Origin of the sequence: Winogradskyella ouciana, assembly GCF_009709615.1 — a bacterium.
GTDB lineage: Bacteria > Bacteroidota > Bacteroidia > Flavobacteriales > Flavobacteriaceae > Winogradskyella > Winogradskyella ouciana.
The window spans coordinates 319,879-331,552 of sequence record NZ_WJYA01000004.1 but is presented as its reverse complement, the minus strand read 5'-3'; the positions used below and the strand labels follow the sequence as shown (position 1 = coordinate 331,552).

The 11,674-nt window shown below is 35.3% G+C and carries 14 protein-coding genes; 4 read left to right on the top strand and 10 right to left on the bottom strand.

Annotated elements, in window-relative coordinates; genetic code table 11:
- Positions 1-2: 2 nt before the first annotated feature.
- On the bottom strand, positions 3-1,391 hold the full coding sequence (locus F1003_RS05440; RefSeq protein WP_155088204.1) for a M28 family peptidase: 1,389 nt from the start codon (positions 1,389-1,391) through the stop codon (positions 3-5).
- A gap of 250 nt (positions 1,392-1,641) precedes the next feature.
- Between F1003_RS05440 and F1003_RS05435 the strand changes: the two genes are divergently transcribed.
- The 4 genes from F1003_RS05435 (at position 1,642) to F1003_RS05420 (ending at position 5,650) form a co-directional block, all read left to right on the top strand.
- Positions 1,642-2,007 (top strand): BlaI/MecI/CopY family transcriptional regulator, encoded by a 366-nt coding sequence (locus F1003_RS05435; RefSeq protein ID WP_155088203.1) that lies wholly within the window; start codon positions 1,642-1,644, stop codon positions 2,005-2,007.
- A gap of 2 nt (positions 2,008-2,009) precedes the next feature.
- Positions 2,010-3,860 (top strand): M56 family metallopeptidase, encoded by a 1,851-nt coding sequence (locus F1003_RS05430; RefSeq protein WP_155088202.1) that lies wholly within the window; start codon positions 2,010-2,012, stop codon positions 3,858-3,860.
- Positions 3,861-3,986: 126 nt separating this feature from the next.
- Positions 3,987-5,087: a DUF4407 domain-containing protein gene (locus F1003_RS05425; RefSeq protein WP_155088201.1), complete on the top strand. Its 1,101-nt coding sequence runs from the start codon at positions 3,987-3,989 to the stop codon at positions 5,085-5,087.
- A gap of 92 nt (positions 5,088-5,179) precedes the next feature.
- Positions 5,180-5,650: a YybH family protein gene (locus tag F1003_RS05420; RefSeq protein ID WP_155088200.1), complete on the top strand. Its 471-nt coding sequence runs from the start codon at positions 5,180-5,182 to the stop codon at positions 5,648-5,650.
- A gap of 94 nt (positions 5,651-5,744) precedes the next feature.
- Here the strand turns inward: F1003_RS05420 and F1003_RS05415 are convergent, their stop codons facing one another.
- From F1003_RS05415 to F1003_RS05375, 9 genes are all read right to left on the bottom strand, one after another.
- Positions 5,745-6,035, bottom strand: coding sequence for an STAS domain-containing protein (locus F1003_RS05415; RefSeq protein ID WP_155088199.1), 291 nt, complete (start codon positions 6,033-6,035; stop codon positions 5,745-5,747).
- A gap of 212 nt (positions 6,036-6,247) precedes the next feature.
- The gene (locus F1003_RS05410; RefSeq protein WP_155088198.1) at positions 6,248-6,511 is read right to left on the bottom strand and encodes a DUF1272 domain-containing protein; all 264 of its coding nucleotides are present in this window, start codon (positions 6,509-6,511) and stop codon (positions 6,248-6,250) included.
- A 182-nt stretch (positions 6,512-6,693) separates the two neighbouring features.
- The gene (locus F1003_RS05405) at positions 6,694-7,269 is read right to left on the bottom strand and encodes a PhnA domain-containing protein (RefSeq protein ID WP_155088197.1); all 576 of its coding nucleotides are present in this window, start codon (positions 7,267-7,269) and stop codon (positions 6,694-6,696) included.
- A 27-nt stretch (positions 7,270-7,296) separates the two neighbouring features.
- Complete coding sequence (locus F1003_RS05400; RefSeq protein ID WP_155088196.1) at positions 7,297-7,659, bottom strand: MmcQ/YjbR family DNA-binding protein; 363 nt, start codon at positions 7,657-7,659, stop codon at positions 7,297-7,299.
- 101 nt (positions 7,660-7,760) lie between these two features.
- The gene (locus F1003_RS05395) at positions 7,761-8,372 is read right to left on the bottom strand and encodes a DUF4230 domain-containing protein (RefSeq protein ID WP_155088195.1); all 612 of its coding nucleotides are present in this window, start codon (positions 8,370-8,372) and stop codon (positions 7,761-7,763) included.
- A gap of 108 nt (positions 8,373-8,480) precedes the next feature.
- Complete coding sequence (locus tag F1003_RS05390; RefSeq protein WP_155088194.1) at positions 8,481-9,230, bottom strand: cyclase family protein; 750 nt, start codon at positions 9,228-9,230, stop codon at positions 8,481-8,483.
- On the bottom strand, positions 9,227-10,399 hold the full coding sequence (gene hemW, locus F1003_RS05385; RefSeq protein WP_155088616.1) for a radical SAM family heme chaperone HemW: 1,173 nt from the start codon (positions 10,397-10,399) through the stop codon (positions 9,227-9,229). The genes F1003_RS05390 and hemW overlap by 4 nt, the downstream gene beginning before the upstream one ends.
- 30 nt (positions 10,400-10,429) lie before the next feature.
- The gene (ruvC, locus tag F1003_RS05380; RefSeq protein WP_155088193.1) at positions 10,430-11,008 is read right to left on the bottom strand and encodes a crossover junction endodeoxyribonuclease RuvC; all 579 of its coding nucleotides are present in this window, start codon (positions 11,006-11,008) and stop codon (positions 10,430-10,432) included.
- A gap of 4 nt (positions 11,009-11,012) precedes the next feature.
- A complete protein-coding gene (locus F1003_RS05375; protein ID WP_155088192.1) occupies positions 11,013-11,651 on the bottom strand; it encodes a cell envelope biogenesis protein OmpA in 639 nt (212 codons plus the stop codon).
- Positions 11,652-11,674: the final 23 nt, after the last annotated feature.

Sequence of the window (11,674 nt, the reverse complement as noted above, 5' to 3'; positions counted from 1 at the left end):
GATTACTCCTTTACAATTTTATAAGTTGAAGATTTAGTATCTGAGTTTATACTAACAAAATAAACACCAGTTGCCATTGTATTGAGTTCAATCACTGTGAGCTCTTTTTGTGAGACTTGTGTTCTAACGACTTTACCTGAAATATCATTGATGGTTATCTTTAACTCTGAGCCTGTAAAGTTTTCAATATTCAGTTTTGAAGTTACCGGATTTGGGAATATCTTGATTTCATTGGGTGAAAATTCTTCTGTGGATAAAACCGAAAAACTAATGCACAAACTCATTTCCGAACAACTACCATTACTGACTTCAACAGCATAATTTCCAGTGGTTGTCGGTGTAAATGTTTGACTGGTTTCTCCTGATATTGCAGCACCAGTATCACAATTAAACCATTGATATGAGCCTGTAGATTGGTTGGCTGTCAATTCTGTTGCTGATTGTGTTACTGTATTATCAAGGTTAATCAATCCAGATTTTGTGGCCAAATAAGCTGTAACTAATTTGGTCAGTTCTGTCATATACTGAAAATCAATATCCTCTACTCTATCATTTGATGTATGATAATCTGGTGTTTCATCGTCGGTTTCCCAAGATTCCCCAACCAAAACCGCAGAATACCCTTCATTCCAAAAACGTGAGTGATCACTTGCCGTTGTTCCTGGGTTAACGACTATTTCATTCAAATCAAAAGTGTAGGTACTGAGAATACTTATTAAATCATCTTTAATGGCAATGGAATTCGCAATGTTTCGCACATCAATATCAAAATCATTATCGCCTGCGGTTCCTGGAGCATCACCATCGTACCCAATCATATCCATATTTACAACCGCAAGTATGTTATCTCTTGTGTTTCCGTTGGTGTCGTCAGCAGCTTGTTGTGCATAATAATTGGCTCCTCGTAAACCTATTTCTTCCTCGTCCCAAAGTGCATAAATAATGGTACTATCTGTACATTGTGTGGATAAAATTCTTGCGATTTCAATAACAGCAGAAACACCAGTAGCATTGTCATCTGCACAATAGGCCGTCACCGAATCATAATGTGCACAAACGATGTAAATATCATCAGGATTAGTCTGTCCCAATTGTGTGGCAATAATATTTTTCCCAGTAGTATTAAAGTTCTGATAGTTCACCGTGAGATTAGGTAAAGCCTCTAACTGTTCTTTTATGTATTCTGCAGCTAAATCGTTATTGCTGTGTACTCGGCTGGTAATGGTCTGCGTTGTACCATCAATATTGGCAGATTGTTCGCCAGATAGCACCGCGACTTTAGTTTCTAAGTTTATAGTGCTGACCTGATTCATTAAATCTTCTACAGATTGTCCATAAGAGACACCCAAAACCGTAAAACCAAATATCATAGAAAGAAATACGCTCTTCATCACTTTATATTTTCTTTTTCATTTTTCGTAAAGATAATTATTTAGAATTATAATCTATTTTTAAAACTCTAAGCTTTATCAAGGTCAATACACCCCTAAAGTCCCCTCAAGGGGACACTAATAACAGAGCTTGTTTTGAGAATTGTCTCCTTGAGGGAACTTTAGGGCTGTCAAAAATATTTTTAATAAAATCTTTTGTAAATCATTATTTTATTCTACATTTGTAGAGTTAATTCTAACATTGTAGAACATGCAACTCTCAAAAACCGAAGAACAGTTAATGCAATATCTCTGGAAGCTAGAAAAAGCTTTTATGAAAGATTTGTTGGATATCTATCCTGAGCCCAAACCAGCAACCACTACAGTTGCCACTTTATTAAAACGTATGATCGGCAAGGGTTTTGTAGATTATAAAACCTACGGAAAGTCGCGAGAGTATTTTCCTTTGGTTAAAAAAGAAGATTACTTTTCCAAACATGTTAATGGGCTCATAAAAACATTCTTTAATGATAGTGCTACTCAGTTTGCATCGTTTTTTACAAGAAAAACAGACTTAACTAAAGAAGAGTTAGAAGAATTAAAGTCTATTATAGACCAAGAAATTAAAAACAAGTAGCTATGGATACGTACCTATTAAAATTTTCGGCTTGTTTGTTGGCTTTTTGGCTCATCTATATTTTGATGTTAGAGCGTCAAAAAATGCACCATTTTAAACGCTTTTATCTACTAGGTTGCTTTGCCGCAGCTTTAATCATACCACTATTGACTATAACACATTATGTAGAGCCGATAGTTCAAGATTTTGATTCATCGCCAATGTATATCCCAATAGAATCAGGTCTTGCAGAAGTACAAATTGAGGAAAGAACGTTTATGACCTTAGAAACCGTATTATGGCTTATCTATGGTATTGGTGCGCTACTATTTACCGTTCGGTTTGTGGTTAACCTTACAAAATTGTATCGTCTAATCTCCAAGAATGAGCGTATACCTCAACGTTCATTTATATATGTGTTGTTGAAAAACTATCGTATACCACATTCCTTTTTTAAGTACATCTTTTTGAATAAATCAAAGTTTGAAAACAACGATATACCGAAAGAGGTTTTACTGCACGAAGAAACCCATGCCAAGCAATGGCACAGTTTAGATATTATACTTATTGAACTGCTTCAAATTGTGTTTTGGTTTCACCCTTTAATTTATGTACTGAAACACCATGTAAAGCTTAATCACGAATTTTTGGCTGACGATGCCGTTTTACAAGAAGGTTCAGATACCAAAACGTATCAAAACATATTACTACAATTTTCATCAAGTACTCAAGAGCATCAGCTGGCGAGTGCCATCAATTATTCATCCATCAAAAAACGATTTACAGTTATGAAAACACAAACATCAAAAACCAGAATTTGGTTGAGCAGCTTATTATTGCTCCCTATTATTGCTATTCTTTTTTACAGTTTTGCTGAAAGGGAGTATGTTGAAAAAACATCTGAACTAAGCAGTGCTAGAGTAGATGAAATTGAGACTCAACAAGTAGTCACAAAAACAGAAATAGAAAAATACAATGCTTGGGCTAAGAAAATACATAGTGAAAGTAAAGCACTTTCAGAAGATGCTACATGGTATCCTCCTATTGACGAACAAGACTTAATTAAATTCTCAAAGATCTATAAAAGAATGTCAGCTCAACAGAAAAAACAAGCTCTTGAGTATCCTTTTCCAGGTCTTGATGTAAAAGATAGCGAACAACAAAAAGCCACACAAAAACAAATTGCAGCTTATAACGCTTGGGCAAAAAAAATAAATACTGCCATGGCTAAAGCTAAAGCCAATAATGACGTAAACGCATATCCTATTGTAAAGGTAAAAGAGGTCAATAAATACAAAGCTATTTACAATATTATGACAGAAGCTCAGAAAAAAGTAGCAGAGCCATGGCCAAGTTTTCCGCCTCCACTACCACCTCCACCAGTAGAACAAGAAAGACCTACAGTAATTGAAATTGCAGAATACGATGCATGGGCAAAAAAAATGAATGCTGCCATTAAAAAAGCTGAAGCAACCAATACCAAAATAAAAGAATACCCTATAATCAAGAAAAAGGAATACGATAAATACTATAATATTTACAGTAACCTAATGACTGAAGCGCAACGTGAGAATGCCGAACCATGGCCAAATATTCCGCCACCTCCTCCGCCTCCACCACCAGCGCCAGAACCAACAAAGGTTAGAAAAGGAGGTGAGGACATTCCACCACCTCCTCCTCCGCCAGCACCAGAATCACCTTTAGAGTTTGTAATAAGAATGGCAAAAGCTGATGCAATATTCTTTAGTGAGGGAAAATCCATTTCTTCAGATCAGGCAATTAAACTCATGAAGACAAAAAAAATGTTTAATATTAAAGCTACAGAAAAATCTAAAGATGGTCGGCCATTAGTTTATATTATGGAAAAGCAATAAAAGTCAAAGACTAATAATTATAAAATCTTAAAAAAGCCTCGATTATCGAGGCTTTTTTTGATATATAGTGTAACAAATCATAGGTTTTAGCGTTCTAATAGTCAATCAATCAAAAAACAATCAATCATGTTAAAACAATTCTTCATTTTATGTTCGGGAGCCGATACGGATATTCTAGACGAATGTTCCATTGGCGAACAAAATAAATACGCTGGTATTGGCGCTACAGTTTTCTTTACGGCTCTAATGGCCACAATCGCATCGAGCTACGCGCTTTACAACGTTTTTGACAACTTATACACCTCCGTTTTCTTCGGAATTATTTGGGGTTTGCTCATTTTTAACCTAGATCGTTATATTGTCTCAACAATAAAGAAACGCGACAATGTTTTGGACGAAATCCTTCAAGCCACTCCACGGATTTTCTTGGCAGTAATTATCGCTATTGTTATTTCAAAACCATTAGAACTAAAGATTTTTGAAAAGGAAATCAATCAAGTTCTATTGGAGCAGAAGAATGATTTAACCTTAGCCAATCAAAATCAGATTGCTCAACAGTTTAATCCTAAAATTGCGGATTTAGAAAATCAGATTATAGGTTTACAATCGCAGATTGACACCAAAGAAACAGAAGTCAATGCGCTTTACGACACTTATATTACAGAAGCCGAAGGCACATCAGGAACCATGAAATTAGGCAAAGGCCCTGTCTATAAAGAAAAACGTGAAAAACATGATGCTGCTTTAGCAGAATTACAACAACTTAAGACAGATAACAACGCAAAGATAGAGGCTATAGAAAATGATATCATAGCCTTGCAGGGAGATTATAAAGCCAATGTTGCAGAATCGCAACCTGTGATCGATAATTTTGATGGCTTAATGGCACGTGTTAATGCTTTGGGAGTACTGCCTTGGTTGCCTTCATTTTTTATATTTCTTTTGTTTTTGGCTATAGAGACCTCTCCTATAATTGCAAAACTATTATCTCCAAAAGGTGAATATGACTTTAAGTTAGAAGACCAGGAAACGGTAGTAAAATCTTGGGTAAATCAACAGGTTGCCGAACGCAAATTACTGGTAGCTACCGACAACGAAATCAATAACAGAGTTTACACAGAAATTGCCGACGAGGAAGAAGTAATGAACTACAAGCGTGAAAAAGCACGCGAATTGATGCAGCACCAAGCAGATGCGTTTTTAAAGAAACAGAAAGGGGTGCTTTGAGTTCGATAAGTGCAATCACCACTATTTAAGAAATCTCTTAGAATATTATAATTAGTTATTACTTTTATATAATAATTAAAAAATTCAACCTTATGAGATTTGTCTATGCCTTAGTTTTATCATTATTATTTGTTAGTTGTATTAGCGTAAAGGCTGATGTTAACACAGAAAAAAATAATTTACCATCCACTAGTGTGGTTGATGCAGAAGCTGGTATTCGTTTAGTCATGCAAGCTCAAGAAAGTGCTTGGAACAATCATGATCTAGAGAGTTTTATGCAAGGCTATTGGAAAAGTGAAGAGTTAAAATTTTATGGATCTAATGGACTTACATTAGGTTGGGATAACACATTAGCTAGATATAAAAAAGCGTACCCAACAAAAGCAGAAAGTGGTAGGTTAAAGTTCGTTATCAATGATATTTCTAAAATTGAAGGTGACAATTATTGGGTAATGGGAGAATATCACTTAAAACGGGACATTGGTGATGCCAATGGAGTCTTTATCATTATCTTTAAAAAGATTGCAGGCGAATGGAAAATTGTTGCTGATATGTCTTGCTAAAAGTCTCTAAAAGAAAAGTGTTTCCAAGAGCATTAATCTGTCACGAAAAACACTAGTCGGAAACACTTTATTTTAAATCTTTATCTAAAACTGCTTATGCAGCTACAGTAGTTTCTTCTTGACTTTTAAAGTGGTCGTATAAGTCTTTGCAGCCCAAACCGACTATAGATAATCGTTTTGATTTTGTTATCGATTCATTGTGTAATCTTGCCAAAGCCATTACACCTGCCCTGTCAATGCTTTCAACACTTTCAATATCTAACAAAACATCATCTAGCTTGTCAAAAATATTAGAGAAATGTGCGTGAAATGTTTTTAAGTTCAACTTGTTTAAGGTTCCTTTAATCTGAAAGCGATTGTTGTAGTTGGTAATCTGTAAGTCCATAATAAATAATATTAGTTCATCAATAATAATTTAGGGCTATTAATCTGTAAATTTGGTGCTATTAATTCAAAGGGATGCCTCAATATCCGATATATAATCCTTAGTTAATTAGAAAATCGATAAATGGTAATATTGACTAGTTAATTTGAAATTGGCTGTTTATTTTTTCGATAAACAACACATTTGCAAACAGATATAATGTAAGAAATTAACTACTTAGAATTTAGTTTTTTGACATGCGCCTCTATATTTACAGGCTTGTACACTTGTATAGTTGAAACTGGATATTTATTTAATAAATGTGTAGGTCTTATCGGTCGTTTTTCAAAACCACCACCACAATTAGGACACACTTCTATTAAAAGTGCTACACAATCTGTGCAATAAGTACATTCAAACGTACAAATCATGGCTTCGTTAGAGTTATTTGGTAATGCTTTATTACAGTTTTCGCAGGTTGGCCTAATCTCTAACATTTTTGATTTTTTACAAAATTGAATCCTTATAATTAATTTTAAAGCATGAAATACAGTTACAAACTTATCCTAATGGCCATATTAGCCGCAATAACCATTTATGGTCTTGTAACCGGTAAATACTTGTTTCTTGTTTTTATGATTCCCCTTAGTTTTAGTTTCTTCAACAAAAAAGACTCGGATTAAATCTTTTTAACGTATTCTGTAATAATCACAATCTGCTGGCCATCGACCTTACCTTCAATATACGCCTCATTGTCGTGGTCTAATCTAATGTTTCTCACCGCCGTGCCTTGCTTAGCTATCATGCTCGAGCCTTTTACTTTAAGATCTTTGATCAGCACTACGGAATCACCAGTTTCCAAAATAATACCATTAACATCTCTGTGGGTGATTTTATTTTCATCCTCTTCACCGTCTCCCGATGCCTTTGCCAATTCAAGGGTCTCATCTTCCAAATACATCATACTTAATAAATCGTGTGACCAATCGGCTTCAATTCTGTTAAGCATTCTCCAAGCCATAATCTTAACGGCATCATGCTCACTCCACATACTATCGTTAAGACAGCGCCAATGGTTAGGATCAATCTTTTCAGAATCGTCCATCTGTTCAATACAGGTTTTACAGGCGTAAAGCGAGGTGTTTAATCCATTTTCTTTAATGTCTGGAACTGTGTAAGTTGAAAGGTTTTCTGAATTACCACAGAGTTCGCATTGATTGTTACTGCGCTGTTGAAGTTCTTTTTCCAAGGACATATATAATTGTTTGAAGCAAATGTAGAATTATTTCAAGGTTTCCCTTACTTTTTTGGGTAATCCTTTTACGATCATATCATAAGAATGGTCAATGAGCTCAAAAATAAATTTGGTTGTCAATTCTCCTGTATGAAAATAAACACTGTTCCATGATTTTTTGTGCATGTGGTAACCTGGTTTTATACTATTGTATGCCGTACGCAATTCTTCCGCATAATCCGGATCACATTTAAGATTAATAAAGCCTTCTCCTCTTTCCCATTTAGAAAGCGATGCCAACGCAAACATTTTATTGCACACCTTAAACACCAACACATCATCATCAAAAGGGAAGTGTTCTGTGACTTCTTTTTTGCTCATGCAATAATTTCTGTAGTCTTCTATGTTCATCTTACTTTCTGTTAAAGCGGGAACTATATTCAATTAATAGGAATGCTTTTAAAATGAGATTGCCACGTCCTTACGTCCTCGCAATGACAAAACCTCTATGTTTATTTCAATAACTTTTTATCCTCTTCTCCTTCAATTTTTAAAGCAGAATAATCTAAAGTCCAACCGATAGTTTCAACTAAATTTTCAATAAGCTGAATCGCCTCCAATGCTTCTTGTTTTGCTATATTATATAAGCCACTCTCAGGAACCTTATCCAATATATGTGCTTTAGCTTTGGTGTGTAAATCAGTTAAATCTGATGCTTCAAACCTATTGAACATACCATCGCGCTTATCGTAATAATTAATATCACTTTCAATAGACAACACTTCTGGCTGTGGAAAATGTGATAGTACTACGGTCTTTGATTTTGGGTTGGAATCCATTTGTATTTTACTCAAATCGAACCCAACATGCGCCTTTGCATTAATAACAACCAACGCCTTCTTTCGACTAGAAATTAGTTTTAAGAATTTCTCCTTTACGTCTTCGTAATGATAAATCTCGGCAAAGTCGCCTTCAACCGTAATAAATTTACATACACGTTTTATCTTGTCTAACAACACAATGGATTGTTCATTGGTCTTCTTTTTGGTTTTCCATTGCTTGTATATGGTAACCAAACCCAAGGTTACCAGTATGCTTATTATGATTATAAAAAATGTTTCCATTTATGTTGTTTCTTTATTCATAGGACACTTTTAATCTGTTCCGTCACATACTAAACGTTCACATGGGTTTAGATACTGAAACAAGTTCAGCACGACAAATCAAATGCGTTAATCTATAACCTTATACAAAATCGGTTTACTTGGTGTGGCATCATTTTCAAAAGGTGCAATTTGAAGATTGAGCATATACATACCGTCTTCAATTTTATTAGATACATAGATCAACTCAGTTATTGTGGCGTCTTTTCTAATTTTGCCTTTGGTGTTCCAAAATGTGTTATGCCCTTTTAGTTCACCACCATCTTCTTCCCTATCTACACTTGGTAAATCAATCAATAGGTGCTTAATGCCTTTTTTTACTAGCAGTTTTATAGCATCTTCTTGAAAGTACGTCCAATTGGTATTGGAATACTGTCTTGATTTTTTGTCTCTGGTATTTGGCATAGTGCGCACCACTAAGGCCTCTCTTTTTTTGTTACCTAAAGCAAATTGCAGTTGCTTTGCCGAAATTACATAATCATCACCTAGCTTTTCTGGTGCCACAGTAACCACTTCTGCCAAAAAGAAAAACTGTTTTAAGTACTTATTAACTGAATATTTTTCTTTTGTAATATGACCAACGGTTTCTGTATGGGTTCCGTGGGAATGTGGATTAAAGGTTATAGTGTTAAAATTAACAGATGCTCCTTTTTCTACACTGATAGTATCACCATCAAAAACTTCTGGTTCTATTTTTGGTTCACCAATATACCAAGCATTTACATTGGATTTGCTGCCTTTTATTGGTATAGAGATATCTAAGGGCTGTGATAAATCTATTTTTAGTTTTCTGGAATTGTATTGAATTGTAGTTATCAAGATAAATTAAGTTTAAATAATTCTGAAGCAATACCATCACTCAAAAATTGTCCTTTTTCAGTAACACGTAAATGCTCATCATCAATATACAATAAATGTTGATTTATAAAAACATTGGCTTGCTCAATTAGATAATCTTTATATACCATCCCAAAATCTTGTTCAACTTTGGTTAAAGACACTCCCCAAATGGTGCGCAAACCTGTCATTATATATTCATTGTATTGATCTGTTTTAGTGAGCGTCTCTATCTCAATTGGCAATTCATTGTGTTGAATGGCTTTTATATATTTCGAATTGTTTCTCACGTTCCATCCACGTTGTGTGCCATTAAACGAATGTGCTGAAGGACCAACACCTATGTACGGTTTTCCCTGCCAATAGGCCGAATTGTTTTTACTAAAATAACCTTCCTTACCAAAGTTGGACAACTCATAATGAATAAAACCCTCTTCTTCTAATCGATCTTTTAATATGTGGAATTGCTCATGGGCTTGCTCATCATCCACATCTTCAATAATACCTTTATTTATAAATGATGCTAGTGCCGTTTTCGGTTCAACCGTTAAGGCGTAGCTCGAGATATGAGGTACATTATAGCCTAAAGCAATTTCAATATTTTTTTGCCATTGCTCGTTCGACGCACCTGGAATACCATAAATTAAATCGAGGGAAATATTATCGAAGTAGCGCGTCGCCACAGACAGGCATTTTTTTGCTTCTTCTTCGTTGTGCGCACGATTCATAAGTTTTAAATCGGATTCGAAGAAAGATTGGATGCCGATGCTCAATCTGTTGATTGGTGAATTCGCCAATTCTTCTATTCGCTGAACTGAAAGGTCGTCTGGATTGGCTTCTAGGGTGATCTCTGGGTTTTCTGAAACTTGATAATTTTTATAAACCGAATCAATCAAAAGTTGTAATTCGTCATTTGTCAATAGACTTGGTGTTCCACCACCGAAGTAGATGGTTTCTACAGTTACATCTTTAAATTCATCTTTACGAAGTTCTAGTTCTTTAGCTAGGGCTTCGATTAGTTCGTCCTTTTTCTTTAAAGATGTAGAAAAATGAAAATCGCAATAATGGCAGGCTTGTTTGCAGAATGGTATGTGGATGTAGATGCCAGCAGCCCCTTCTAACTTCTCCAGAGGGGAAGAACTCTTACTCATTCCCTTTGATAATTTTTTTTTCATCAAGTTTCACTTTCCCCTCTGGGGATTAAGGGGCTTTTCTACACGTTTTTCATTCTGCTTAACAAAAACATCCCAACCTGTATAACTCTTACCAACCTCCACTCTACCTTGGTTGTAAAAATGACAAACTGCTGCCGCCAACCCATCGGTTGAATCGAGGTTTTTAGGAAGTGATTTTAGGTTTAATGTACTTTGTAGCATTTTGGCGACTTGCTCTTTACTGGCATTACCATTACCTGTGATCGCCATCTTAATTTTCTTTGGTGAATATTCGGTGATAGGAACCTCTCTAGATAAACCTGCTGCCATAGCCACACCTTGTGCTCTTCCCAATTTCAACATACTTTGTACGTTCTTACCAAAGAAGGGAGCTTCAATGGCTATTTCATCTGGATGATAAGTGTCGATGAGTTCTACAGTGCGTTCAAAAATGAGTTTGAGTTTTAGGTAATGGTCGTCATATTTTTTGAGCTGCAATTCATTGAGTTGCATAAACTGCATCTGTTTTCCAACTACTTTTATAAGTCCAAAACCCATAATGGTAGTGCCTGGATCAATTCCTAATATTATTTTTTCTTTACTCATTTAATCAATCACAATATTGACAACCGCTTAACGAAACCGCCAAACCAACCGTCATATTAAACACACTGCCATTAAACGCGCCCAATCCACTTAGGGCTGGGCCATAATCATCTAAGGATGTTAAACCATATATATAAGCTGTATCTACATAAATAGAGACCTTTTCGTTAATAGCATAGTGTATTTCTAAACCAACTAAGAGATTAAGGTAAGACTGCTTGTTGTCTCCCAAACTCCCTAAAGGTTTTGCAAAGCTAAAACCTGGTCCTGCATGAAAAATAGTACGCAATCTCATTGGCAAAAAACCGATATATTCAGTAGGGTCAAATACAAACTGCGCATTAATACGGGAGTAGTTGATTTTAAACTCTGGAGAGCCATCATCATTCTTAAACCGGTTAAATCCATAGTCTAACTTTACTCCATAAGTGCGTTTAAACATATGCTGAATACCAAGATTCACAGTCGGGAAATTCACAGATTGTGCATAAGTGCCATCAACAAACCCATCAGTTGTAGGATAGTTAAAACCTACTGCAAAAAGCGCTTTCCACTTAGACGTATCCTTAAGTTGTGCATATCCATTCAAAGTCGCAAAAAAGACGATAAAAAAGAAAATGTAATGTTTTAAATATTGCCGCATCTATAAGTTTTTGGTTTAATTTG